The sequence below is a fragment of the Peribacillus sp. SRI_006 genome, assembly GCF_057586375.1.
In genome coordinates this window covers 140,807-167,112 of record NZ_JBYCZT010000004.1, presented here as the reverse complement: position 1 = coordinate 167,112, position 26,306 = coordinate 140,807, and the positions used below count along the sequence as shown (strand labels likewise).

The window sequence follows — 26,306 nt, the reverse complement described above, 5'->3', positions numbered from 1 at the left end:
TAATGGAATAGATGTGTATTTAAGGATTTGCTGAAAAAGTCTATCAGGAATGCTCGGCCCTATAACAAATCGACGGAGTTGGAGAATGCTTCACATTCGGTCCTTTTGTTAGGTACTTTTGAGAAGTGGGAGGAGTCGGTATCATGAAAGAAGTTATTGCAGTAAAAGAAATTACTAGGTTTAAAACAAGGACGGAGGAATTTAGCCCGTACGCTTGGTGTAAAAGGATGTTAGAAAATGACCCTGTGAGTTATCACGAAGGAACGGATACGTGGAATGTTTTTAAATATGAAGACGTGAAGCGGGTTCTCAGTGATTATAAACATTTTTCAAGTGTTCGGAAACGGACCACGATATCGGTTGGAACGGATAGTGAGGAAGGTTCTGTGCCTGATAAAATCCAAATCACTGAAGCGGATCCACCTGATCATAGAAAACGCCGTTCACTGCTGGCAGCAGCATTCACACCTAGAAGTCTTCAAAACTGGGAACCTCGCATTCAGGAAATTGCATATGAATTGATTGGACAAATGGATGAGGAAACGGAAATCGATATTGTGGCATCATTGGCGAGTCCGCTTCCGATCATTGTCATGGCCGATTTGATGGGCGTTCCCTCGAAAGATCGTTTATTGTTTAAGAAATGGGTGGATACCTTATTTCTTCCTTTTGATAGAGAAAAACAAGAAGAAGTAGATAAATTGAAGCAAGTGGCAGCAAAAGAATACTATCAGTATTTGTATCCGATTGTTGTGCAAAAACGATTGAACCCGGCGGATGATATCATCTCAGATTTATTGAAGTCAGAAGTGGATGGGGAAATGTTTACGGATGATGAGGTTGTCCGGACGACCATGCTGATTTTAGGTGCAGGAGTCGAGACAACCAGTCATTTATTGGCCAATAGCTTTTATTCGCTGCTATATGATGACAAAGAAGTTTATCAAGAGTTACATGAACACCTGGATTTAGTTCCGCAGGCGGTCGAAGAAATGCTCCGTTTCCGATTCAATCTTATTAAATTGGATCGCACTGTAAAGGAAGATAACGATCTATTGGGAGTGGAATTGAAAGAAGGGGATAATGTGGTTGTTTGGATGAGTGCAGCTAATATGGACGAAGAGATGTTTGAAGACCCCTTCACACTTAATATCCACCGCCCTAATAATAAGAAACATCTCACATTCGGTAATGGTCCTCATTTCTGCCTCGGAGCACCGCTTGCCAGGCTGGAAGCGAAGATTGCGCTTACTGCATTCCTGAAGAAATTCAAGCATATTGAAGCGGTGCCATCGTTCCAGTTAGAAGAGAATCTTACCGATTCAGCGACAGGGCAAACTTTGACCTCACTACCGCTTAAGGCAAGCCGCATGTAAAAAACGAAAAACCTTGTGCCCTAACCTGCATAAGGTTTTTTTCTTTTTGCATGTTGAATGGTATGCGTTAAATATGTTCCTGCCGCTCCTTGAAACGTTCGGCAGGAAATCTTATAGTAACCTGAAGTTGAGGTGACAATGACGAATAGAGTAGTATGATAAAGTAGAAAATTTTGTGCCCAGGCATGTTCCCCGAATTAGGTTGGCGGGCGATGAAGCAATTACCCCCACCATGCAATGAAGAAGATATGATAAAATAGAAATTTCCAGATGAAACAGTTTTAATAAGTGAAAGGATGTTATCATGAAATTAAAGCAGCAATTAACCATTGCCTTTATAATAAGTGTACTTTCTTTAATCGGGTTCAGTTTCATGGCATTTACAATAAGTGCAAATGAATACCTGAAATTTGATGAAGATGTGATTTCCTTGGTGCAGGGAATTGAGTCCCCTCTGCTGACGGACATCATGAAGTTCTTTACTTACATAGGTTCAACCGCTTCACTGATCATCCTTTCCTTGGTCATTTTGTTTTTCTTATATAGGGTTTTGAAGCATCGTTTGGAACTAGTCTTATTCACTGCAGTCATCGTGGGTTCACCTCTTCTCAATTTGATGGTTAAGCTATTCTTTCAACGCCCCCGACCCGATTTACATCGACTCATCGATATAGGGGGATACAGTTTCCCGAGTGGACATGCCATGAATGCATTTTCTTTATACGGTATTCTTACATTTCTGCTATGGCGTCACATTACGGCTAGGTGGGCAAGGATTCTCTTGATTCTTTTCAGCATGATGATGATCCTCTCGATCGGTATTAGCCGAATATACTTGGGGGTCCATTATCCTAGTGATATCATTGCCGGGTATTTGGCGGGCGGTTGTTGGATTGCGATTTCCATCTGGTTTTTCCAAAGGTATCAAGACCGGCGGAAGAACAAAGATCGTTAATAAAGGAGCAAGGTTATTGCAAGATAAGCAGCCGGCAGGTAACAAGCCAGCTGTTGATTCAAGAAAGTTAGGAGCGTATTAAATGGAAAACTGGATTACGGAATTCATGAATGATTTTGGGTATATGGGAATCTTTCTATTAATAGCATTGGAGAATATTTTCCCGCCGATCCCGTCTGAGGTCATTCTTACTTTTGGCGGTTACATGACGACTAAAGCGGATATGACGATTATCGGTGTCGTTATCGCTTCGACTCTAGGGTCTGTGGCAGGGGCAGTCGTCCTTTATGGAATTGGTTTACTTCTTGATGTGAAGGTCATTGAAAGGTTCGTGGAAAGATGGGGCCATATTCTTCGGTTAACGGTATCGGACGTCCATAAGGCGAATTCATGGTTTGACAAATACGGGTCATGGACCGTGTTTTTCTGCAGGCTGGTTCCGCTGATCAGAAGTTTGATCTCGATTCCAGCAGGGATGTCCCATATGAGCTTTTGGCTCTTCCTGCTTTACACAACATCCGGAACATTAATTTGGAACATCATCTTGGTGAATATCGGGGCAGCTGTTGGCTCTTCGTGGGAAGATATTGTAGGATACATGGACATTTATTCAAACATCGTATATGCGATACTGGCCTTGCTATTCATCGCTTTCGTTATTTTGATTTTTAGAAGGAATAAAGGCAAAGTATAATCTCAGTTTAGTTGATTGGGCCGTTATCATCGGCGTTCATTCCCTAACCGAATATGACCATTAAAGGCTGTCATTGCGACAGCCTTTTTCTTATTAAAGGAAGAAAACTGAACCCAGAATAAAGGGGGAGTGCTTTGGACAAAATGAATGAAACGAAAAAGGAATGAGGTTCGGTGCTATGGCTTCTTTTTTCAAACAAAAGAGACAAGTGAAGCAACGTGAAAAGAAAAAGGAAGATGAAAGTCAATCCAAAAGCAAAACGCCTGATTATATTGAAAGTTCCCTTTCTGCCAATCTGGAAATCGTGAAGAAAAAGACGGGAAAAAGTCCCGACATCATTATCCGAACGTTGAAAATCGGACTAAACCCGGAGATAAAAACAACTATTTTGTATGTGCAGGGTCTAATTGATAATCCTAGCGTTACGGACTTTATAATTGAATCAATCATGAAAAATCCCCACCTGTCAAAAAACATACTTCCACTGGAAGCAATGGAAATTATCTCTGAGGACGTGGTTTCCCTCGGTGGTGTAGATAGGGTCACGGACTGGGAAAAGCTATTTTTGACATTATTATCAGGGGATACCATCATTTTTATTGATGAAGTAAACGTCGCCCTGGTTGCCAGTACAAGAGGAGGAGAGAAGCGCTCGATTCAGGAGCCAAGCACGCATTTGACTGTCCGGGGATCTAGGGAAGGGTTTACGGAATCGAATGGAACGAACATCGCCATGTTACGCCGCATCATCAATACCCCGGATTTATGGATAGAGTCGATGAAAATAGGCACGGTGACAAAAACGGACGTTTCCATCATGTATATAAATGGAATTGTCAAGGAAGGAATTGTCGAGGAGGTCAAGAAGCGCTTAAATCGAATTAACATCGATAGCATTCTTGAATCAGGATATATTGAACAATTGATAGAAGACCAGGTCATGACCCCATTCCCAACCCTTAACCATACAGAAAGACCGGATATGGTCGCAGGAAACCTGCTGGAAGGAAGAGTGGCGATATTCGTAAATGGAACGCCTTTTGTCTTGATCGCCCCGGCATTGTTCGTACAATTTTTCCAATCTGTCGAAGACTACTATAATCGCTTCGACATTGCTTCAGCGACACGTTTTTTACGGATCATCGTTTTCATCATCTCGATAGTCGGGCCGGCTGTCTATGTTGCAGCCACGACTTTTCATCAGGAAATGATCCCAACGAAGCTGCTGGTCATTGTAGCGGCCCAAAGGGAAACGGTTCCTTTGCCTGCCGTCGTTGAAGCGCTTCTTATGGAAATGACCTTTGAAATATTACGGGAAGCAAGTCTTCGGATGCCAAAGGCCGTTGGTTCGACGATGTCCATTGTCGGGGCATTGGTCATCGGGCAAGCGGCCGTCCAGGCTGGTATCGTATCGCCGGCAATGGTCATCATCGTCTCGATCACGGCGATTGCCAGTTTTGCAACGCCTTCTTATGCCATAGCGATTTCTGCCCGCATTGTGCGGTTCGGATTCATCATTTGTGCCGGCATGTTAGGCTTTTATGGGATGATTTTAGCCTTTATCATCCTTATTGTCCATTTATGCAGCCTGCGTTCACTTGGAGTTCCTTATATGACACCGCTCGCCCCTCTGAATCCAAAAGGGCTGGGCGACACATTCTTCAGAAGACCTATATGGGCATTCAAGGAAAGGCCGCAATATTTGACCAATGAAAATAATCTGATCAGGGAAGGCAATAACCAAAGACCGCTGCCTCCTGAATCGCGTGGAATGAAAACATCTGACGGGAAAAAGGGTGAAGGCAATGAATCGTAAAAGATTAGTTCTGCTCTTGATGATGTTGATCGCCGCCACATTCACCACAGGCTGTTGGGATAAAACAGAGTTAAATGAAATGGCCATCGTTTCGGCGGTCGGACTCGATAGAAATAAAGAAGGGAAGTTAGTGGGAACTTTCCAAATCATTAATCCGGGGAATGTTGCCGGAGCTCTTCAGGGCGGCGGCGGATCGAATCCACCCATATCCATTTATAGGGCCACGGGAAATAATGTGCTTGAATTGGATGGTAACGCTTCAATGAAAATCTCCCGAGATATGTATTTTGCCCATGCCAACCTGGTTGTCATCGGTGAGGAACTAGCAAAAGAAGAGGGCCTTAACGATATTTTCGATGCATTTGAGCGCTCACCGGAATTCAGGGCAACTACGAGGATCGTGATTGCCCGGGGTGTGAAAGCAAGGGATATTGTCGAAACGTTAACCGCAATCGATAAGGTATCAGCCGAGAAAGTCATTAGGACGATTGAAACCACTGAAAAAACCCAGGGGAAAAGTATTAGCATCAATCTCCAAGAGGTGATCAAGAATCTGCTTAGTACCGGAAAAGAACCGATAATAAGCGGTTTTACCGTGAGAGGAAACACGGGTAAAGAGGATAAAATGGAGAATACCATGTCCTCGGATATTGAGGCGAACCCTAATGCAGCAGGGATAGGTGTTTTTAAAGATGGCAAATTGATTGACTGGCTGGATGGTGATAAGGCAATAGGATCAATGTGGGTATTGGATAGAATCGAAAATGTCCATTTATACCTTGATTGGGAGGGTAAAAAAAACGCAGTCACCTATTCAGTCATTCGCCAAAAAACCAACATCGGGGTAAAATTGGTAAACGGGAAACCGAAAATATCGATAAAGGTCCGTGCAGAGGGAGATATCAGGGAAGCGAATGTTCCTTTGAATCTAACCGATATGCATGTTCTGATAGATATTGAAAGGAAGTTAGCGAAAGACTTGAAGAAGGAGATGGAAGACGCAATCGTTCGGGCACAAAAAAATAAATCCGATATTTTTGGCTTTGGGGAGCTCATGCACGAATCCCATCCGAAAGAATGGAAGAAACTAGAGAAAAACTGGGACGACGAAACTTTTCCTAAACTGGAAGTTGATGTGCAGGTAGAAACTTTCATTCGCCGTACCGGATTACGTAATAAGCCATTTCTTTCAAATTTACAAAAGAAAGATCAATAATGGAAAGGAAGTGGCATTCTCATGGAAAAGGCAAATATCAGCGGGTACCAGCTGTTCGTCCTTATTTTCCTGTTTGAAATGGGCAGTGCACTTTTGGTTCCGCTTGCAGGTGAAGCCAAGCAAGCTGCCTGGCTGGTCATCCTTATTGCGATGATCGGGGGATTTATATTATTTTTCATTTATTATGGCCTTTTTCAATACTACCCTGATCAGCTGTTAACGGAATTTGTACGAAAAATATTGGGGAATTTCCTAGGCAGGATCGTAGCTTTTCTATATATCCTTTATTTCATCTATCTTTCTGCAAGGGTGCTGAGGGATTTCGGAGATACGCTGCTTACTTTTGCCTATCCTCATATTCCGTTATTTGTCGCGAACGCTGCATTCATTTTAGTCGTGGTGTATACGGTCCGTAAGGGGATAGAAGTAGTGTCAAGGACGGGGGAATTATTCTTTGTCTTGGAGAATTTACTTTTAATGACCTTCTTTCTTCTGATTATTGCTTCAGGCATGATCCATTTAAACAACTTAAAACCCATTTTTGAAATAAGCGGGACAGAGATGGTGAAAATGGCTTTCACTAAAACCGTATTCTTTCCATTTGGTGAAATCATAGCGTTTTTAATGATTTTTCCTTATTTAAATGAACATAAGCGATTGAAAAAAATTGGAATATGGAGCTTGGCTACAAGCGGTATTTTTCTCGCGGTAATAATGGCTGTGAATGTTTCTGTACTTGGTGTGGACCTTATGACGCGTTCGCAATACCCTCTTCTTACCCTCATTCAGTCCATAGAGGTCGCTGGCTTTCTTGAACGTCTCGATGTGTACTTCTTGTTTTTGTTGATGATTGGCGGGTTCATCAAGATATGTGTATTTACTTATGTAGCGGTAACGGGTACGGCGAATGTTTTCAATGTTAAACAGCCCTCCAGACTTGCATACCCTGTTGGCATTGTCATTTTATTGATTTCGATTATTATTTCAAGCAGCTATACGGAACATATCCATGAAGGGATGAAGGCGGTACCAAATTACATCCATCTGCCATTTCAGGTGATCATTCCATTGCTTCTCTTGATCATTGCCTTTTTTAAGAATCGAAAAAAAGGAAAGACAAGCACCAAAAAAAGTTCCTGAAAGGCGGAGTTGATCAAAAATGAAATTCTTCGGTATTACGCTTTTGCTTCTGTTCCCTTTAGTGGTCATATCTTTAGGTATGGATATTCTAATGGGATTTGATCTGGATAATTCGATCAAGCATGCCTTTAACCCATTTTTGGTGAAGGACCCCGCTGAACTTATCCTTTTTTTCATTCTTCTTGCATTCCTTGTATTCAGCTTCTTTTATCGAAAAAAAAAGAAAAAGAACAAGGGCAAAGGACAGCAATGAAGTTGCAATTCCCGTTGCTGAAATAGAGATGAACTCCGAATGGGGGAGTTTGTCTTTTTGCTTTTTTATAACCTTGTAAACCGATTTCATAGTATGATGATAAAATGAGCTTATTTAACAGCGGAATGTAAAATCATTCAACCAAAAACCCCGGGAGGAGGACGGCAATTTGGATATCAAATTGAATCGAAAAATCATAAAAGACATGTGCGGGGCCGTCTCCTTTAAAAGAGGGGAAGCTTTTCATCGTGCCAATAAAGTGACATTTGAAAGCTATCATCATGATGGTTGTGAAGCATCGGTTAGAGGCAAGGAAGACTTCCATGTCATGATTGAAGTGGATGCAGTCGGCGGATTTCAAACGAAATGCAGCTGTCCTGCGCTAGCTTCCTTCCATAGGGATTGCCAGCATATTGCAGCCGTCCTGCTGTCGGTTTACGACCATAAGCGAGATGGAACGATTCCTGAAGGGATACGTGCAACCGGTCCTGATGCAACAGCCCATAAGGAGTTGTCAGAAGGCTTGCTTACCCTTTTCAATAATCAGCCTGTACGCAAAAGCGGTCATCAGCGCCATTTTGAAAATAGAATGATGCTTGAAGCGGAGTTTACGTGTAAACCAGTATGGATGGGAATGGAACAATATATGTTAGGACTGGAAATGAAAATCGGTTCTCTCAATGTGTCGAATGTCCGGGATTTCCTGAAGCGAGTTAAAGCAGGAAAGCCTGCCCAAGTGTCCCCTTCATTTATATATGACCCGGTGCTGCATTGTTTTCAGAATGAAAATGATTTAGTGCTTCAGGAGCTCATTACAGTGATATCGGATGAAAAAGTCTATGTGGACGCCCTGACGGATAAATCCGAATATACATTGGACCATCACTTATTACTTCTGCCTCCATCTTCTTTTCGAAGGCTTGTCCCCATCCTTGAAGCGGCGCCAATGGTGAAGCTTGCCTATGGCGGCCTTACATTCAATGGCTTTCGTGTAACAAACGGACCGCTTCCTTTACAGTTTGACTTTACTGAAAGCGAGGACAAAGGTTATCAACTGATTATTAAAAGGCTGCACGAGATGATCGTCATGAATGCATACACATTGGTCCTATTTGAGGGGAAATTGGTTCAGCTCGAAAATGAGGATTTCAAACGCCTTTCAGAGTTAAAGCAAATGATGGAGGATTCGGGGATGAATCAAATTCCAATCCATCATGACCAGCTGGAATTATTCCTGGACAAAGTGGTACCAGGCTTGAAAAGACTCGGTGAAGTCCATATAGCAAGATCCATCACCGAATTGTTTTTGAAGACACCGCTGGTTGCAAAGCTATACTTGGACCGAGTGAAAAACAGGCTGCTTGCCGGGCTGGAATTCCATTATGAAAATATCGTGATCAACCCTTTGGAAAAACAAGAATCCAAGGTTATGAGGGATGTTGAGAAAGAGGCGGAGATAATAAAGCTGATGGAGGATAGCCAGTTTGCCAAGACGGACGGAGGCTATTTCTTGCATAACGAAGAATTGGAGTATGAGTTCTTGTACCATATCGTTCCTAAACTCCAGAAGCTGGTGCAAATCTATGCCACTACCGCTGTAAGGAACCGTATTTCCCGTGGAAATGCTGCACCGCGCATTAGGTTGAAAATTAAAAAAGAGCGTACTAATTGGCTCGAATTCAAATTTGAAATGGATGATATCCCAGATAAACAAATACGTGAGGTCTTAGCCGCGCTTGAAGAAAAAAGGAAATACTATCGTTTAAGGAATGGATCGCTGCTTTCCCTTGAAACAAGGGAATACGAGGAAATCAATCGTTTTCTGAATGCACTGCCCGTACAGGATGAAGACCTGGAAAGCACACTGAACATGCCCCTCATAAAAGGGCTCCAGCTCCTTGACTCCGTTAATGACAGCCAGACATTCACGATGGAAGAGTCATTCCGGCAGTTTTTGGATAACATCAGGAATCCCGGCGCCTTGGAGTTCACTGTGCCAAAGAGTCTGGACCCGATTTTGCGCGAGTATCAAAAAAACGGCTACAAATGGATGAAAATCCTTGCACAATACGGTTTTGGCGGGATTCTTGCTGATGATATGGGTCTGGGAAAAACATTGCAAAGCATCACGTTCATTTTATCCGAGCTCCCTGACATCCGTAAGAAAAGGGTTCCGGTGCTTATTGTCTGCCCATCATCATTGACTTACAATTGGCTGAGTGAATTCACTAAATTCGCTCCTGATATACAAGCCGTCGTCGTGGATGGAGACAAGACGGAAAGGTCGAAGCTGCTTAAAGAAATGAAGGACGTGGATGTAGTGATCACTTCTTATCCATTGCTTCGGAAAGACATCAATTCGTTTGAAAAAGAGGACTTCCATACGGTGTTTTTCGATGAGGCACAGGCCTTCAAGAACCCGGTGACACAAACGGCACGAGCGGCCAAGAAGATAAAAGCGGCACATCGCTTCGCGTTGACTGGTACGCCCATCGAGAATTCACTGGAAGAGCTCTGGTCCCTTTTCCACGTCGTATTCCCTGAACTATTCATGGGGTTAAAGGAGTATAGCAACCTCTCCAGGAAGCAGATTTCCCGCAGGATCCGTCCATTTTTGCTGCGGAGAATGAAAGAGGACGTACTAGGGGAATTACCGGAAAAAATCGAGTCGCTGGAATCGATGGAACTGCTTCCCGATCAGAAGAAACTGTACGGGGCTTATCTGGCCAAGCTGCGGCATGATACGCTGAAACACCTGGACAAGGACACCCTTCGCAAAAATCGGATCAGGATCCTTGCTGGCTTGACCCGGCTTCGGCAAATATGCTGTCACCCCGCCTTGTTTGTGGACGGATATAAAGGCAGTTCAGCAAAATATGAGCAGCTGATGCGAATTGTCGAAGATTCGAAGCATTCTGGAAGACGGGTGCTGATTTTCTCGCAATTTACAAAAATGCTTACAATCATCGGCAGGGATTTGGCCATGGAAGGACAACCCTTTTTCTACCTGGATGGACAAACCCCATCAAAGGAACGTGTGGAAATCTGCAATCGGTTTAATGCAGGAGAACGGGATATATTCCTCATTTCGTTGAAAGCTGGCGGTACGGGTCTCAATCTGACGGGTGCCGATACAGTCATACTATATGACCTTTGGTGGAATCCGGCAGTTGAAGAACAAGCCGCGGACCGTGCCCATCGAATGGGGCAGAAAAATGAGGTTCAAGTCATCAAGCTTATTGCCCGTGGGACAATCGAAGAAAAAATGAATGAACTCCAAGAGAAAAAGAGACATCTTATTGAAGAAATCATCGACCCTGGAGACAAGTCGTCTTCTGCACTTACAGAAGAGGATATCAGGGAAATACTGATGATATAAGGGTTTAGCCGAAGGTAATAAATAAATAGTTCAGTTATGGAGCATTCCTTTGTAAAGAGGAATGCTTTTTTATTTTTAAGGCACTTTTCGTAAAGAGTGTAGTTTTTAAAACGAAACGATTTAAGGTTGATTGGAGCGGAAGTGCGAGACTCCTGCGGGAGCAGCGGGACAGGTGAGCCCACACAGGCGTTTACGCCGAGGAGGCTCACCGCCCGCACCAAGGAAAGCGAGCATCTGGAGGGGAAATCAACCACAACTCACTACCTGGTAAATAGCAATAAAGTATGTGAAAACAGCCATTTTTAAAAAGAATATGATATTTCATTAACAATAATAATATAATAAAAAACAACAATGTTTTATTGTTAATCGATAAAACGTATGTTAAATTAAATGGACAATAAATAAGTGAGGTGCTTTTTATGAAACTAGGAACAACACTCTTTTTAAAGATGGCTGTTATTCTTATTGGAATTCCAGTTCTTGCTTTGTGCATCTTCTTGGTGCCTGGGATAGCGAATTTTGCAGCAGAATTATATCCGGATATGGCTTATTTGAAATATCTCGTTTTAATCGATTTGTATGCATCGGCGATACCTTTTTACTTTGCCCTATATCAAGCCTTTAAACTTTTAAGCTATATTGATAAGAACAAAGCTTTCTCGGAATTATCTGTAAGAGCTTTAAAGATTATAAAAAATTGTGCAATCACAATAAGTGGCTTGTATGTGGCAGGCATGCCGCTCTTTTATCTCATCGCGGAAATGGACGACGCCCCAGGTATCATAGTAATCGGAATGGTCGTCATTTTTGCTTCAATGGTGATTGCAGTCTTTGCTGCTGTTCTTCAAAGGCTTTTACAAGAAGCCATCGATATAAAATCAGAAAATGACTTAATAGTCTGAGGTGATTAACTTGGCAATTATAATCAATATTGATGTGATGTTGGCTAAAAGGAAAATGAGTGTTACAGAACTTTCCGAGAGGGTTGGAATAACGATGGCTAATCTTTCCATATTGAAAAATGGCAAGGCAAAAGCGATTCGATTAACAACCTTAGATGCGATTTGTAAGGCTTTAGAATGTCAACCCGGGGATATTTTAGAATACCGAAATGATGAAGGCACTCAAGATTAGGATTTATAAAGGGGAGTTACTCATGAATGTAGATAAAAAAATGGAGGCACCAATCATGAGGGCACTAAAACAACTCGTTCGTTTTGGTTGGGAGCAGGCCCTATCATGCTTGTTTCCTGCCGTTATTTTTGCCTCTTTGGCTATTACAAAATTCATCCCGCTTCCCTTTCTGCCGCGGTATGACTGGCTGCTCATCATCTGCCTTATCATGCAGTGGTGGATGCTGCGTTCCGGGCTTGAAACACGGGATGAACTAAAGGTCATCACCTTGTTCCACCTTATTGGTCTTGCCCTTGAACTTTTCAAGGTACATATGGGCTCCTGGACTTATCCAGAGGAAGGATATTTCAAGATTTTTGGAGTGCCTCTTTATAGCGGATTCATGTACGCTAGTGTAGCGAGTTATCTTTGCCAGGCGTGGAGGAGGTTAAAGGTTGAACTGATCAAGTGGCCGCCGTTTTTTGTCGTTGTATCCCTTGCGCTTGCGATTTATTTGAATTTTTTCACCCACCATTATTGGATGGATGTTCGTTGGTGGCTATCTGGACTTGTCATCATCGTCTTTTGGCGAGCATGGGTCACATACGAAGTTGGTGGAACCCGTTATCGTATGCCAATCGCATTTTCTTTTGTGCTCATCGGATTTTTCATATGGATAGCCGAAAATATCGCAACGTTCTTTGGAGCTTGGGAATATCCTAACCAAACCGATGCATGGAGTCTCGTACATCTAGGGAAGGTAAGCTCATGGCTCTTACTGGTGATTGTCAGCTTTCTTATAGTAGCGACGCTAAAACAGGTTAAGGGGAAAGATTCCGCTGTGATGGATGAGGGTCAATTTTTATAAGATGAATTATTCAAGTTAGATAAAAATAAATATAGACGACACATTGTGTCGTCTTTGATTTTTTCTATGCTTTTATGTCATTCCTATGAAACAAGTTTTAATCCCACTGCTGCGCCAAGGACCATGGCTATAAAAACGACCCTGCGCCAATCTTTGGATTCCCCGTATAAGAGCATCCCGATTATCGCTCCGCCTGATGCACCGATTCCTGTCCAGATAGCGTAAGCCGTTCCCATCGGCAAGGTTTTCATGGCATAAGCAAGAAACAGGAAACTTGCTCCAAATCCGATGAATAACAGCAGTAAGGATTGCCGATTTCTGTCCTTGTGCAATTTATTGATCATCGCAACCCCAAACATCTCAAAAAGCCCCGCTAAGATTAAAGAGACCCAAGCCATTATGATTCATCCCCTTTCTCAGCCTTATCATCCGTCACTAGCTTCAAGCCGATCACCCCTGATAATAAGAGGAGGATCAATAGTGTTTTGCTCAGCTTGAAGGATTCTCCAAAGAAAAGGATTTCGGAAAAAACGGTCCCGGCAGTCCCCATACCGACAAAAACGGCATATACCGTTCCGACAGGAAGCTTCCTGCCAGCCATTATCATCAAGTAAAAACTGATGATGATCGAAATGACCGTTCCAGTCCAAGTCCAAAAGTCATCTGCATGTTTTAAGCCAATCACCCAAAATACTTCAAAAAAAGCTGCAATGAATACTTTAATCCAGTTTGTGCTCATGTAATAACGCACCTCCGATTTTATTCTTTACCAAAAAAACAAAAAAAGCCCAAGAGATAACTGTTAAAACAGTTTCTCCCAGGCTTTTATCCTTCCGTGACACAGCATGCTGTGAGTTTTCTCTCGGACCAGACCAGCAATGAGACGCACTGCGGAACCCTAGAAAACCTTTGACATATACAATTACCTTTCATTATACATACTTTTTGAACTTACTCAAGGTAAAAGTTTTGCCAAATTCCAGGCCGATTTTTCCCTAATATCCGCATATGTCCCGTAACGTTTGCAGCTTTCATCTGAATACAGCGAGGCCATTTCGAACTTTCCGGACTATATTCAAATTTGAAAAAAGCCAGTTTGCCTATAGTTTTTTTATTTGGCTCTTTTCGTAAAGATTGTTGTTTTTAAAACGAAACTATTTAAGGTTGATTGGAGCGGAAGTGCGAGACTCCTGCGGGAGCAGCGGGACAGGTGAGACCCCACAGGCGTTTACGCCGAGGAGGCTCACCGCCCGCCCCGCGGAAAGCGAGCATCTGGAGGGGAAATCAACCACAACCCACTACCTGGTAAATAGCAACAAAGTATGTGAAAACAGCCTTTTATTTAAATAACGCAACATAAGGTACGAGACCCTGGGGGCGAGCGCCTGGAGTGGAAATCAACAAATAATGAAGGGATAGATATGGTAGTGTAAATGGCTAAACAAGATGTTGAGAGGATGTTTGATAGGTTTTATACAGGTGATACTGCAAGAAATAAAAAAGGAACGGGACTAGGGTTATCCATTGCGCAAAGTTTAATGAAAAAAAATGAATGGTGAGCTTTTTGCCACTCTGAAAAATCATCAATTCATCATGACCTGTCAATGGAATAAAAGAACGTAGTCTGCTTCAGTTTTCAGCTCAAAAAAGCCCCGAAATCTTATCCGGGGCTTTTTTGGCTTGCTATTTAGGCATTCACTGTCCGTTTAGGGGATGGACCTTCTTTTTTATGTGATACATAGCTATGCAGGATCATTCCCATGATGACGATAAAGATGCCGAACCACGATAACGGAGAAGGAATCGGTAAAGATAGGAATAGTAATTCGCCAGCCAGGGCAAAAAGGACCTCCATCGATTGTGTTGCTTCAACTGAAGCTAATTTCTGCATATTTCCGCGTACCAAATCGGTCGCCATGAAAAAAAGGACCGTGGCGATGACTCCAGAAAATAGTGCCACCAAAAGGGATTGGAAACTCTGCATCTTCGTCGGCGCACCTACTGTAAAGAAACCGTACAAGGAAAGCAAAAGCCAGAATGGAAGACTCGCCAAAGTCATTCCCAAAACCCGCTGATAAGCATCCAGACGCCCTTCGGATACTTCCATCATTTTGCGATTTCCCAAAGGGTAGGCAAAGGAGGCGATGACGATCGGGATCACTCCCAGCCAAAGATCGGCCATTGAAATGTGTTTGGTATGTTCCAGCTGCATCAGGATGATCCCAAGCAGAATGATCATGGACATGAGGAGGCCTTTCACAGAAACCCTTCCTCTTTGCCTTTCAATCCCATCTTTCGTTTGGACATTTTCAAAAAACAGCGGCGCAAGCAGCGCACCCGAAATGATCGTGATTTGCCAGGTGCCGGCGATCAGCCAGCCAGGTGAGTAGGCGGACGCAAAGCATAAAGGAGCATAAAATAACCCAAATCCGACAAAACTCCAAAGCAGCCAAGGACCCGGCTTTTCTCTCATCACTTGTAAAAGGGGACGCAGGTTTTTTCTGCTCCATACGATACACAACAGAAAGGGCACCATGAAGAAATAACGCAGCGAAGCACTCCAAATCCAACTTCCGCCAGACAGCTCCATGGCCTGATTCAAAACAAACGTAAATGCAAAAAAGAAAGCAGAACAAATACCTAATATAATCGGACGCAATTGACTCACCTCAATCTGTTTTATGAGTCAGTAAGACTCTGGAAGGATGGCAATCGTTTCGGCTTTCTGAAAAAAATTCAGATATATCCACTGTTTCAAAAGCGGAATGAATTTTCGGAATATTATAAGCGATCAATTTAAATTTTCCTTCAAAAGCAAAAGAAAATCAACAGGATTCTTTTAAGCTAGTGAAATTCATTCTTTGTGATTCGACATGAAATGAAAAGAAAGCTTTTTGGAATTAAATGAAGGCGTTTCCACTTGTGAGTTTAAAATAGAAATATATACCAAATGAAGAAGCGGTAAACGTTGTCGTGACGCGTGTTATGAAGGAATTGCTAATATTTTATATAAAAATCATATAGAGGCAGATAGTATAAGAAGATACGAGAATTGACGAATATGGTAGGTAGTGGTATCTTAATAGAAGTGCAAATAATGTCGAATGGTGACGAAATATATAAATGCAACATTCGCAAGAAAGTTAGTGGGGTAAATTAAATGAAATCTACAGGTATTGTACGTAAAGTTGACGAATTAGGGCGGGTAGTCATTCCAATTGAACTGCGCCGAACATTAGGAATTAATGAGAAAGACGCTCTGGAGATTTATGTAGAACAAGAGCGCATCATCCTTCAAAAATATAAACCAAACATGACTTGTCAGGTAACAGGTGAAGTTTCCGATGACAATATGAAACTTGCTGACGGTAAATTAATACTTAGCCCAGAAGGTGCCGAACTTCTAATTAAAGAAATTCAAGCCAGCATGGAAACTGCTAAATAATTAATATACTAGATAAATAGCATCCAAGTGTAGGGAGGTATTCCCTACACTTTTTTTAATTAAATGGTGAAATAATAAAAATGGTTCGATTCACGGGCGAAACCAATCTTTTCATAAAGTCTCTGTGCTTTCACATTATCCTGGCCAGTCTCCAGTGAAACCCCTTTAGCACCTGTTTCACGTGCAAAACCGATGGCCGCGTTCAATAACTCCTCGCCAAATCCCTTTTTACGGGCGGACTCCTTCACGAATAAATCATTCAATATCCATGACCGCATCATACTCACAGACGAAAAAGAAGGATACAACTGTACAAAACCAATTGGATTTCCTTCATCAAACGCCATAAAAACCACAGACTCCCCTTTTGTCAGCCTTTCCCTTAAAAACTCCCTTGCACAACCAGGATCAGAGGTTTGCTCATAAAACACCCTGTATAAATCAAAAAGTTCCGTCAGTGATTCCAGCTCATGTAATGTAGCCTTCTGTATGCTCATAAATGGCCCCCTAAATGTTAGAATACTCTAAATTTACCATTTAACCATGCTATCCGCCAAATTCCGGACCGCATTTTCCAGCCCCCTAAATCAGGATGGAGCTCAAAAAGGCACCATCCTGATTTTTTCGGCTATAAACCCAAGGTGAGCAGCAAACTTATGAAATATCAGCGTTTACTCGTGAGTTTAGTCGATTTACTCGTGAGTTTGGAGCAAATACTCGTGAAAATGGAACAAATACTCGTGAATTAAGCCGATTTACTCGTGAATTCAACATTATCCAATAATATTTAATACTATAAATTCCAAACCGAATCCTCAAATCTTCATTATTCCAGTGGTTTAGCTTCTAAGCCACCTGTGTTAAGGATATGTACCTTTACGTTTATATCATGTATTGAATCCTTATTTAAATAATCCTTAGGCTCTTTTAAATGATTCTTTTGCCAGTATTTTATCTCTTTGATATAAAGGGTTTTGCCTAGGTTTAAAGGGTCCGCGTTCTTTTGGAGCCCTGTTTTAAACGTTGATAGGATTTCCTTTTTTATTTGGCTTTCGAATTTACGTTTTATTTTGTCGATATCGATTTGGGTATCAAGCCCCAGTATTTTGCCGGAAACGTCAATTTCAATATCGAATTTGTACTTGCCATCCTTTAGAACAGGTTTCACTTTATGAGCCGGATGGGAAAAAGAGGCATAGATATCTTGCTTATTCATTGTGATGTTCACTGGAGTTTTGTTGGTCCTTTTAGTGAGCCAGCGTAAACCGCTCAGTTCCTTTTCAGAGAACCAGGGCTGGGACACTTTATAGTAAATGATAAATGCACCATCCATATAGAGGCTTTTTCGCTTTTTATCTTTTTCCTTCCAAACTTTATCGTTCCAGGAAATGGAGGGTAATATGGTGGTAGATGCTTTTTCCCGCTGGTCAGAGTAATACCTTTGAACTGTAATGGGTTGGATGAATGATATAATCCGGTATACATCATCCGGAAAATATAATGTCGTGTATAAAGGTGATAAATTAAAAAAGCCGTTAATGGAGAAAAGCTCATCCATGGAATTTTTTGTGGCAAAGATATTGGATGAGTATCTGAGTAATTGGTTTCTGTATATATAATCCACTATTTCTGTGCTTTGCCGGTTCAAAACATTTTCACTGATTACAAATGTGGATACATGCCCTAAATAGAGGGACTGTTGAGTATTGCTCATTAGTTTATTAAGGGCGATCGAAATCGACGGTCCTTTTTGTTTCCCTACATATACGGGAGGGGCTTGCGTCGGCTTTGCCTCCGTTTTAGCTACCGCAGCGAAGTCTACAAGTTGCGTATAGACTATGTATTCCCCATCTTTGAAATCTATCCCGATGGCCGTTATATAATGGAAGTCCTGGATCGTTTTTTCATCCCAACAGCCTGAAAGAAATAGGAGTAATTGTAGGGTCAACCAAATTTTACAGATGCGGAACATTGCCTTACTGCCCCTTTCTGGTTTTATCATTAGCGGCCAAGGATCGTTTGCTCATGGAATTCCATGGCGACTTTAGGAATGAATCCAGGAGTTTTGTGATTCTTGGCGGGTTCATTCCGCCAATATATGAAACACCGAATGAATCAAGCCTGGATAGTAACGTGACAATGGAAAGGAAACCGATTATCAAGCCGTAGATTCCATAAATGCAGCTTAGTAACAGTACAAACATTCGCAGAACGGTAACGGCACCAGTTAAAGACTGGTTTACAAGTGTATAAGATGCAACAGAGGTTACGGCAGTGACGACAAGCATGGTTTGTGAAGTCAGTCCTGCCCTTATCGCCGCATCACCGACAATTAGGCCTCCTACAACCGCAACTGTCTGCCCAACCGCTTTAGGTAACCTGACCCCGGATTCACGGAATAATTCAAATAAAATGAGCATGAGAATGAATTCCATCGTGGCAGATAAGGGAAGCCCCAGCCTTGAAAGGGTTATGGTGGCTAGTAACGGGAACGGCACCTGTTCAATATTGAAAGCGGAAATGGAAATCCAAAACCCCGGCAATAAAACGGTAATGCCAAGCCCCATAAAGCGAAGAAGTCTCTCAAGGCTTACAAATAGATAAGGAAGATTCGAATCTTCTGCGGTTTTTATTTGCAATAGTAAGGTAGAAGGGGCCACGATTACCGTTGGCATGCCATCCACGATTAGAATGAATCTTCCTTGATTGAGTGCTTCAACTACAAAATCAGGGCGACTCGTATAATGAGTGAGTGGAAATATACTATATTTACTGTTAGTGATCAATTCCTCCAATTGTTGGCTGCTCACCAAAATATCAATATCAAGGGAGTTGATTTTCGATCTTACGTTTTTAACAAGTTCTTTATTGATGATGTCATCCATGTACATTAGTGCGACTTTCGTTTGACTGCGCCTGCCAACGATAAACTCTTCATAGGCAAGCGATTTTGTTTTTAGCCGCTTTCTGATTAAAGCTGTATTCATGGATAAATCTTCGACAAACCCATCTCTTGGACCTCTTACCGAGACCTCGAAGGAAGACTCCTCGGGCTGCCGGTTCGGCACGTTGGACAATTCGATTGAAAATAACTCTTGGACTGAGGGTATGAATAATAAGGCATGCCCGGAGAAAATCAGCTGCTGGACGTTATTGAATTCACTATCGATGGTTACTTTCCTGAGGTCTATCAAGGGTTTTAGCTTGTTGATTGATTCTTCGGCATCGATGCTCTCATCCAATTCCATCATTTTGTTTAACTTTTCCAAAATTCCTTCGTTCAGTAAACTTATGTCGGCCATACCCGAGCAGTAAAAAATAAGGACAGTAATGGGTCTTTCGGTTTCTCCGATATAAATCATTTCAAACTTGATATCTGAGCTTGAACTGAATAACTCCCGAAATGTTTCCTCCCTTAATTCTAAGAGGGGTGGCTCATTTTTGGATCGTTTCATTCGCATGTCGTTTCCCCTCCTTAGATCTGATGAAAGTGCCGATAAACAAAAAGGCGGACAACAGTAACAGGAAATAAAAAGCGCCAGGATAGTAGAATGTTTGGCTTACATGCAAGAACTTGAAATTACTGAATGGTACGATGGAGATGACGACCATCAGAAAACCTACAGCGAAAAGAATTCCAAGCTTCACATGATTAGTTTTTCCTTTAAAGACTTCCATTATTAAGAATAACGCCATTGAAACACGGATATAGGCACCAGCAAGCCATTGGTAAATGGAAAAGAAGTCTGTATGTTCAATATATTTACCAATTGTCAGCAAACGCCATTGTTCATAGGCGGGGTACCTCATGACTTCGGCTAAGCTCGGCCCGAATTCAGCGAGTGCTGCTGTTAATGGACCAAGAAGTAAAAACACTAGTCCAAGGCATAAGAATACTAATACCTTTATCTTGAGCTTATCCGAAAGTTTCTCTTGAAAAAAAACGATTAAAATCAGTTCGGCAAGGCCATAACCAGAATATTGAAGGGTTTTTATGCCATGAAAATAGCCATTCTCGAAAAGGGGAAGGAGGTGGCTATAGTCTTTTGTCGGTATATTTCCGGTCGTAACGAAAATGCCAAGAATGACGACTATTGGCAATAATACAGACGAGCAAATGGCGATGGAGCGCATACCAGAATGGGCAAGAAAAATGCATAGCAGCGTAAACGGAATGATAATCGCTAAACTTGGGGTTTCAAAAAGAAAGCTTGTCGTGATCCAATCAATCGTTTCCTTTGTAGTGGCCAAAACAAGACTGATCAGATAAATCACGATAAAGAATAAAGCGATATTTTTAATGTGTTTTCCAAATCTATTTTCAAGCCAATCCGTCAGGGATTGATTATTCATATTCTTGATTATTCTCGATAATATATAGGCCCAAATCGGGATCAATCCAATAGTTAGGATAGAAAAAAACCAAGCATCCCTTCCGCCGGTGGATAGGAGGAAAGGGATCAAAATAACGTGATTAAGAAGGCCGATTGATAAAAAGAAGATGCTAAGGGTTTGTATCGAACTGATTTTCTTCAAGGTGATCCTATCCCCATTTCCATTGTTTAAAGATGGATTGATGCACATGCCATTCATTTGTTTATGGTTGCTAAATATGGAAATAGTATTCGTGCTAATGTTGTGGAATAAATTTCCTGAAGTTTTGTGATGAGTAGTAGAGCAAAGCAAAGTATGCCGGAAAAAGGATTTGTCTTAATCGATAAAGAATATATATAGATGCTATTTTTATTGAACATCAAGGGGGAATGAAGATGGATTTAAGATACCCGGTCGGGAAGTTTCAGTTTGACGGGGAAATTACTTGTGGTATAGCCGAGGGGTGGCTCAAAGAGATTGAAGCTTTGCCTCGGATGCTGCGTGAAGCGGTAGGTAACATGGATGATGAACAGCTTGATACGGCTTATCGGCCTGGAGGATGGACGGTCCGCCAGGTGGTGCATCATGTTGCCGATAGTCATATGAATGCGTATATTCGCTTCAAATTGGCCCTTACGGAAGAAAGTCCTGTCATTAAACCGTACGAGGAGGGGCAATGGGCTGAGCTGCCTGATTATGATTTGCCGATTGAAGTATCTCTATCACTGCTGGAAAGTATACATATCCGAATGTGTAAACTTTTATCGGACCTTCATGCTGATGACCTGAGCCGGACCTTCATCCATCCTGATTCAGGAAAGGTGACTGTCGGTGAAAATATAGGCATTTATGCTTGGCACGGACGACATCATCTGGCTCATATTACTTCTTTATCAAAGCGCCAGAGATGGTGAATATATTATATCTTCTAAAAGTTTGTGATTACTTTGGATGCCGATGTGAAAATCGAACAATTAACATCAATTGGATACCATCTTAATGAACTCTCCGACCTTTTGGTTCAGGTGGTGGATGATGGTGCGTCCATCGGTTTTTTACCACCCATGAAACAGTCTGAGGCCGTTGATTACTGGGGTAGTGCCATGAAACGTGATGTGATTCTGTTGGTCGCTAAGTTACAGGGTAAGATTGTCGGGAGTGTACAGTTACATTTATGTTCAAAGCAAAATGGCGGCCATCGAGCGGAAATCGCAAAATTAATGACACATACTGGTTATAGAAGAAATGGCATAGGACGTTCACTCATGCTAGAGGCTGAGAAGAAGGCCAAGCAGGAAGGGCGGACATTATTGGTCCTTGATACGAGGGAAGGAGATCCTTCAAATCTCCTGTATACCTCATTGGGATATATTCAGGCAGGCAGGATTCCTGATTATGCGAAATCGGCAAATGGTGAATTCCAACCGACCATTTTTTATTATAAAAATAATCTCGGGTAACAAATTGAATGGGGGAATCCAAGTGCAAGCTGTAATCGAAAAAGAAGGTAATGGAATTATCGCAAGATTCGATCGCCTGCTCAATCATCCGGTTGAAAAGGTATGGGGTGCTTTAACGGAGAATGATAAGGTGGAAAAGTGGATGTCCAACCTGGAAATGAAGGACCTCCGAAAAGATGGGACGATAAAATTCAATTTCAATGATGGGTCAGGGAAATTTTTCGATATGAAGATAAGGGACTTCCGGGAATCTGCCGTTTTAGATTTTGAATGGGGGGACGGCTGGGTTCGTTTCGAGGTATCCCCTGAAAAGGATGGATGCTCATTGGTATTGAAAGAATCCATTACGCCAGTTAATGATCATACATCAAAAGATTTGGCAGGCTGGCATATTTGCCTTGATATGTTTAGTGATTTACTTGATGGACACCATCAGGACTTCCCAATGGATGAATGGGAAAAATGGCATAAGGAATATATGGCCGCCGTCAAACGAATGGATGGATAATGGATGTGTGACATGCAGCAGGATACATAAGGAAACGGAACGATGAATTTCGGCCAAAGCCGATGTAATGCTTTTGCCATGAAGGAAGTTTCTTGTTGATATTCCAGTTGGCTCCATGTTAAGATGACTTTAACTTTTGAGAAATGGAGGTTTTCCTTGTGACATTTATCAGACTGCGTTTCCAATCTTTGAACCGTTAATTGAATACGTTCAAGAGCTCTGCCGTCCGCAGGGTAAATGGGAATGGTCTGTCTATTTTTAAGGAAACCTTCATTTTACGCATTTAAGAAAAAAGAGACGATTTCAACTCTTTTTTGTGTCCAGCTGAAGCCGGGGCAACCTTTGTGATCAAAGGTTTTCACGATTTCAGTTGACTATAAAATGGAAGAATTATAGGGAGAATTACTTTACCTATCCAAAGGTCATTTTGGATAAGTGTAAGATTCTCCAATGTATTGACCAAACCGAAGGCCAGTGGGAGATTGATTTTTTATCGTTAAAATACTCATCCTCTCAGGTTTCTTTAGATAGGTTCTGATCCATTTACTCTAAACACAGGCAAATAGCCTGTGTTTTTTTTAGGGCATCAAGAAAAAAATATTGAAAATAGAATGAGGTGTTTAAGAGATGAAATCATTAAATGATCAAGAAAAGGACAATTGGAAAAAGAATATCACTCTTTTTCTAGGCAGTCAGACGATATCCCTCTTTGGTTCGTCCTTGGTCCAGTATGCCATCATGTGGTATATCACGTTGAATACACAGTCGGGTGTCATGATGACGATATCCATCGTTTGTGGTTTCGTGCCCACCTTCATACTTTCCCCAATCGCGGGGGTATGGGCAGATCGCTATAATCGGAAGATACTGATCATTCTTTCGGATTCTTTGATTGCCATTTCGACACTCGTATTGGCCATCTTGTTTTTAATCGGCTACGATGAGCTTTGGCTGCTTTTCGTCATGTCTGCTGTACGCGCGATAGGAACTGGGATCCAGACTCCGGCAGTAGGGGCCATTCTCCCGCAACTTGTTCCAGAGGATAAGCTTACGAAGGTGAACGGGACAAATGGAAGCATTCAAGCGCTAGTGATGCTCGTTTCCCCCATGGTGAGCGGCGCGCTGCTTACGATGGCTTCAATCGAAACCATTTTCTTCATTGATGTGATTACAGCTGCAATTGCCATCTTCACATTGCTGGCCTTTTTGAAAATCCCAGCACATGCGAAGGCATTACAAAAGCAAACAACCAGCTATTTCACCGATTTGCAAGAAGGCTTCAGTTATATCAGGAATCACGACTTTCTTAAGAAGTTCTTTATGTTTTTCGCATTTTTCTTCGTGCTTGCCGCACCAGTTGCATTCCTAACACCGCTTCAGGTCACACGCTCTTTCGGGAATGATGTATGGCGGTTGACTGCGATAGAAATCACCTTTGCCATCGGTATGATGCTAGGCGGTATTTTCATGGCTTCCTGGGGAGGCTTTAAAAACAAGATCCATACTATGACACTTGCAAGCCTTATAATTGGTGCCTGTACTTTCGCTCTTGGAATCATCCCCGTTTTTTGGATCTACTTGATCATCATGGGGGTAGTGGGATTGGCGATGCCCATTTTTAATACGCCGTCCATGGTCTTGTTACAGGAGAAGATCGAGGGTGATCTTCTTGGGAGGGTATTTGGTGTTTTAGGAATGATCTCGACTTCCATGATGCCCCTGGGAATGCTTGTATTCGGACCGATATCCGACCTCATTAAAATAGAATGGCTCCTTATAGGAACGGGTATATTGCTGTTCATTCAAGGTTTTTTCCTACTGGGCAGCAAAGTGTTGATCGAAGCCGGTAAACCCATCCCAAAAGATGCCTCCGAGTAATGGGGAAAGGAACGACATGTCAGGCTGAAGGGTTTTTCCGCATGCCGGATATTTATTCTTGTAGAAAGATGATACATGAAAGTCATAAAGGAGGAAAAGATGGGTTTTTTGGGAAATTTATTTAATTGGATGGTAGTTATCGGAATGATTCTGCTTATAGGACGATTGATTACGATGGCGTTCTTATTTCTGGAAATTTCATTTACGACCTTTTTTAAGGACTACAGTCTCATTTCGATCATCATTTTAATAATAGGTGCAATTGGTCAGCAATTCACCAAGACGGGTAAAAAGTAAAATGAGTTATCACCTTTCCTTCATGAAAAGAATCAGCTTCGAATTCACTAGACCGAGATATTCTAATGTCGGTCTAGTTTTTTATTTAAAAAATGCTCCAGTTGATTTCAGAAATCCGCTCCCTTACCGCCGACAGTCTGCCAAGCCTCCTCGACGCAAGCGTATGCGGTGTCTCGTCTAGCCAGTTATTCGGCAGGAGTGTCGCAGATTTCTTCAATCGATTAAGGATTATAGTAAAGAAACATGAAGAATAAACTAGTTTAATAAACTAGTTTACTTTTAAAATCTTGGTTCGGGCGAGAGCAATTCGAAACTTCCTTTTCCGAAAAATTGATGGAACGCCGGACTGTAGACGAATTGGAGAAGAAGAGCCAGTTTCCCTACAATGTTTCTTAAAAAAGAAGTTCCAGTGATTGGAACGTAAGGTACGAGACTCCTGCGGGAAACCGTGGCCAAGGGAAGACCCCGCAGGCGAGCGCCGAGGAGGCTCACGGACCGCCCGCGGAAAGCGAGTGCCTGGAGTGGAAATCATTACACATACCCCTTTTCGGAAATCGCTCCCTTACCGCCGACTGCCTGCCAAGCCTTCACAGCATGCACTAGTGGGGTCCCGGCCCTTGTAAAGCGAGTGTCTGGAGGCAACGTTTCACATTTTACAATGGGCATTGTTTTTCAGGTCACGAATGCCATATCGAAAATATCGGAACAAACCAATTTATTATCTTTGAATGCATCTTTAGAAGCTGCAAGGGCAGGTGAGTCCGGCAAAGATTTTGCTGTCGTGGCGAATGAAGTAAGGAGCTTGGCTGATGGTTCAAAAGAAGCTACAAAAAACATTCAAGGAATCATCCAAAGCATTCTGTCAGATACAGAGGAATTGCTAAAAAACGACCAATGAAACGAACCAAATCAGCAAGGATCAGAAAAATGCCGTGAGCACGGTAAGTGAAGCCATGAAAGAGCTGGAAGATTCCGTAGGGAAAATATCCAATTCGATACAGGAGCAAGCTGCTTCTTCCAATGAACTTGCTCAATATACACAGCAGCTTACACAGTTAATAAATGATTTGGAGCAGACGTTAGGGGAATTCCAGATAGAGAAGTAGGGAATAACAAGTGTTGCAAAATGGGAGGCCATTACAGTGGTTTCCTTTTTTGTTAGATTGCCATTACATCATTCTAAAGAGGTGAATCGCTGGGACATCTCTTTATGGTGAACATATTCAATGAAAGTACAAAAGTACAATTTAGAGGATCGGGTCAAGTGTCCATGCTTTTTTTACAAAGGGGAATAATATATAGGAATCGGACAAGTCGGCACGGATATTAAAAGCTTGCACAAATTTATATGCGATAGATTCATAGTAAAGAGAGGGAAATGCCATTTAGCTTTCCCTTTATTTACTTCTGCTAGATGATGGGTGATACCAATGGATTTTGGGTTCCTGATCAAAAACCCGTCGCCTTCATTATCAATTTCCGTTTGTTATCATGCAAAACCTCAAATACGTTTCCCCTCCAAAACTATATC

27 protein-coding genes and 1 riboswitch are annotated in these 26,306 nt (G+C 42.0%); of the genes, 20 read left to right on the top strand and 7 right to left on the bottom strand.

The window, feature by feature from the left end:
* Positions 1-140 precede the first annotated feature (140 nt).
* The 11 genes from AC2YHV_RS06880 to AC2YHV_RS06830 all read left to right on the top strand — a co-directional run bounded on the left by AC2YHV_RS06880 (position 141) and on the right by AC2YHV_RS06830 (position 12,813).
* Positions 141-1,376 (top strand): cytochrome P450, encoded by a 1,236-nt coding sequence (locus tag AC2YHV_RS06880; RefSeq protein ID WP_487372982.1) that lies wholly within the window; start codon positions 141-143, stop codon positions 1,374-1,376.
* A 304-nt stretch (positions 1,377-1,680) separates the two neighbouring features.
* Positions 1,681-2,331, top strand: coding sequence for a phosphatase PAP2 family protein (locus AC2YHV_RS06875; protein WP_487372869.1), 651 nt, complete (start codon positions 1,681-1,683; stop codon positions 2,329-2,331).
* An 82-nt stretch (positions 2,332-2,413) separates the two neighbouring features.
* Positions 2,414-3,025: a DedA family protein gene (locus AC2YHV_RS06870; protein ID WP_098937256.1), complete on the top strand. Its 612-nt coding sequence runs from the start codon at positions 2,414-2,416 to the stop codon at positions 3,023-3,025.
* Between the two features lie 178 nt (positions 3,026-3,203).
* Positions 3,204-4,841, top strand: a complete 1,638-nt coding sequence (locus AC2YHV_RS06865) for a spore germination protein (protein ID WP_487372868.1) — start codon at positions 3,204-3,206, stop codon at positions 4,839-4,841.
* Positions 4,831-6,057, top strand: coding sequence for a Ger(x)C family spore germination protein (locus AC2YHV_RS06860; protein ID WP_487372867.1), 1,227 nt, complete (start codon positions 4,831-4,833; stop codon positions 6,055-6,057). Before AC2YHV_RS06865 ends, AC2YHV_RS06860 begins: the two co-directional genes overlap by 11 nt.
* Before the next feature lie 21 nt (positions 6,058-6,078).
* Positions 6,079-7,197 (top strand): GerAB/ArcD/ProY family transporter, encoded by a 1,119-nt coding sequence (locus AC2YHV_RS06855; protein WP_487372866.1) that lies wholly within the window; start codon positions 6,079-6,081, stop codon positions 7,195-7,197.
* A 19-nt stretch (positions 7,198-7,216) separates the two neighbouring features.
* Positions 7,217-7,450: a YczF family membrane protein gene (locus AC2YHV_RS06850; RefSeq protein ID WP_057276811.1), complete on the top strand. Its 234-nt coding sequence runs from the start codon at positions 7,217-7,219 to the stop codon at positions 7,448-7,450.
* A gap of 169 nt (positions 7,451-7,619) precedes the next feature.
* Positions 7,620-10,829: a DEAD/DEAH box helicase gene (locus AC2YHV_RS06845; RefSeq protein ID WP_487372865.1), complete on the top strand. Its 3,210-nt coding sequence runs from the start codon at positions 7,620-7,622 to the stop codon at positions 10,827-10,829.
* Positions 10,830-11,251: 422 nt separating this feature from the next.
* On the top strand, positions 11,252-11,734 hold the full coding sequence (locus AC2YHV_RS06840; RefSeq protein WP_106026076.1) for a DUF2975 domain-containing protein: 483 nt from the start codon (positions 11,252-11,254) through the stop codon (positions 11,732-11,734).
* A 10-nt stretch (positions 11,735-11,744) separates the two neighbouring features.
* A complete protein-coding gene (locus AC2YHV_RS06835; RefSeq protein WP_034309451.1) occupies positions 11,745-11,966 on the top strand; it encodes a helix-turn-helix domain-containing protein in 222 nt (73 codons plus the stop codon).
* 55 nt (positions 11,967-12,021) lie between these two features.
* Positions 12,022-12,813: a DUF817 domain-containing protein gene (locus tag AC2YHV_RS06830; protein WP_054400641.1), complete on the top strand. Its 792-nt coding sequence runs from the start codon at positions 12,022-12,024 to the stop codon at positions 12,811-12,813.
* An 83-nt stretch (positions 12,814-12,896) separates the two neighbouring features.
* Here AC2YHV_RS06830 and AC2YHV_RS06825 read toward each other — a convergent pair whose 3' ends face one another.
* Together AC2YHV_RS06825 and AC2YHV_RS06820 are read right to left on the bottom strand one after the other, a co-directional pair.
* Positions 12,897-13,211 (bottom strand): DMT family transporter, encoded by a 315-nt coding sequence (locus AC2YHV_RS06825; protein ID WP_063575406.1) that lies wholly within the window; start codon positions 13,209-13,211, stop codon positions 12,897-12,899.
* Positions 13,211-13,552 (bottom strand): DMT family transporter, encoded by a 342-nt coding sequence (locus tag AC2YHV_RS06820; RefSeq protein ID WP_063594494.1) that lies wholly within the window; start codon positions 13,550-13,552, stop codon positions 13,211-13,213. The genes AC2YHV_RS06825 and AC2YHV_RS06820 overlap by 1 nt, the downstream gene beginning before the upstream one ends.
* 73 nt (positions 13,553-13,625) lie before the next feature.
* A riboswitch (guanidine-I (ykkC/yxkD leader) is annotated at positions 13,626-13,726 on the bottom strand.
* Positions 13,727-14,246: 520 nt separating this feature from the next.
* On the opposite strand from AC2YHV_RS06820, the gene AC2YHV_RS06815 reads away from it, so the two are divergent.
* Complete coding sequence (locus tag AC2YHV_RS06815) at positions 14,247-14,372, top strand: sensor histidine kinase (RefSeq protein ID WP_487372864.1); 126 nt, start codon at positions 14,247-14,249, stop codon at positions 14,370-14,372.
* A gap of 128 nt (positions 14,373-14,500) precedes the next feature.
* Here AC2YHV_RS06815 and AC2YHV_RS06810 read toward each other — a convergent pair whose 3' ends face one another.
* Positions 14,501-15,472, bottom strand: coding sequence for a DMT family transporter (locus tag AC2YHV_RS06810; protein ID WP_057276807.1), 972 nt, complete (start codon positions 15,470-15,472; stop codon positions 14,501-14,503).
* Between the two features lie 501 nt (positions 15,473-15,973).
* Here AC2YHV_RS06810 and abrB point away from each other — a divergent pair.
* Positions 15,974-16,258, top strand: coding sequence for a transition state genes transcriptional regulator AbrB (abrB, locus tag AC2YHV_RS06805; protein ID WP_053536026.1), 285 nt, complete (start codon positions 15,974-15,976; stop codon positions 16,256-16,258).
* Positions 16,259-16,317: 59 nt separating this feature from the next.
* On the opposite strand, the gene AC2YHV_RS06800 is transcribed toward abrB, so the two are convergent.
* From AC2YHV_RS06800 to AC2YHV_RS06785, 4 genes are all read right to left on the bottom strand, one after another.
* Positions 16,318-16,755, bottom strand: coding sequence for a GNAT family N-acetyltransferase (locus AC2YHV_RS06800; protein WP_057276806.1), 438 nt, complete (start codon positions 16,753-16,755; stop codon positions 16,318-16,320).
* 329 nt (positions 16,756-17,084) lie between these two features.
* Positions 17,085-18,230, bottom strand: a complete 1,146-nt coding sequence (locus AC2YHV_RS06795; RefSeq protein WP_487372863.1) for a Ger(x)C family spore germination protein — start codon at positions 18,228-18,230, stop codon at positions 17,085-17,087.
* 4 nt (positions 18,231-18,234) lie between these two features.
* A complete protein-coding gene (locus AC2YHV_RS06790; protein ID WP_487372862.1) occupies positions 18,235-19,719 on the bottom strand; it encodes a spore germination protein in 1,485 nt (494 codons plus the stop codon).
* Entirely contained in the window at positions 19,694-20,794 is a 1,101-nt protein-coding gene (locus tag AC2YHV_RS06785) for an endospore germination permease (protein WP_487372861.1), read from the bottom strand. Before AC2YHV_RS06785 ends, AC2YHV_RS06790 begins: the two co-directional genes overlap by 26 nt.
* A 233-nt stretch (positions 20,795-21,027) precedes the next feature.
* Here AC2YHV_RS06785 and AC2YHV_RS06780 point away from each other — a divergent pair, with 233 nt between their 5' ends.
* From AC2YHV_RS06780 to AC2YHV_RS06750, 7 genes are all read left to right on the top strand, one after another.
* Positions 21,028-21,546, top strand: a complete 519-nt coding sequence (locus AC2YHV_RS06780; RefSeq protein ID WP_487372860.1) for a YfiT family bacillithiol transferase — start codon at positions 21,028-21,030, stop codon at positions 21,544-21,546.
* Positions 21,547-21,579: 33 nt separating this feature from the next.
* Positions 21,580-22,092 carry a GNAT family N-acetyltransferase gene (locus AC2YHV_RS06775; RefSeq protein WP_487372981.1) on the top strand — a complete coding sequence of 171 codons (513 nt, stop codon included), beginning with the start codon at positions 21,580-21,582 and terminating at the stop codon, positions 22,090-22,092.
* Between the two features lie 22 nt (positions 22,093-22,114).
* On the top strand, positions 22,115-22,600 hold the full coding sequence (locus AC2YHV_RS06770) for an SRPBCC family protein (RefSeq protein ID WP_487372859.1): 486 nt from the start codon (positions 22,115-22,117) through the stop codon (positions 22,598-22,600).
* A 627-nt stretch (positions 22,601-23,227) separates the two neighbouring features.
* A complete protein-coding gene (locus AC2YHV_RS06765; protein ID WP_427549351.1) occupies positions 23,228-24,478 on the top strand; it encodes an MFS transporter in 1,251 nt (416 codons plus the stop codon).
* 99 nt (positions 24,479-24,577) lie between these two features.
* The gene (locus AC2YHV_RS06760; protein WP_487372858.1) at positions 24,578-24,775 is read left to right on the top strand and encodes a hypothetical protein; all 198 of its coding nucleotides are present in this window, start codon (positions 24,578-24,580) and stop codon (positions 24,773-24,775) included.
* 448 nt (positions 24,776-25,223) lie between these two features.
* Positions 25,224-25,673, top strand: a complete 450-nt coding sequence (locus AC2YHV_RS06755; RefSeq protein ID WP_487372857.1) for a methyl-accepting chemotaxis protein — start codon at positions 25,224-25,226, stop codon at positions 25,671-25,673.
* Between the two features lie 34 nt (positions 25,674-25,707).
* On the top strand, positions 25,708-25,881 hold the full coding sequence (locus AC2YHV_RS06750; protein WP_156500257.1) for a hypothetical protein: 174 nt from the start codon (positions 25,708-25,710) through the stop codon (positions 25,879-25,881).
* Positions 25,882-26,306: the final 425 nt, after the last annotated feature.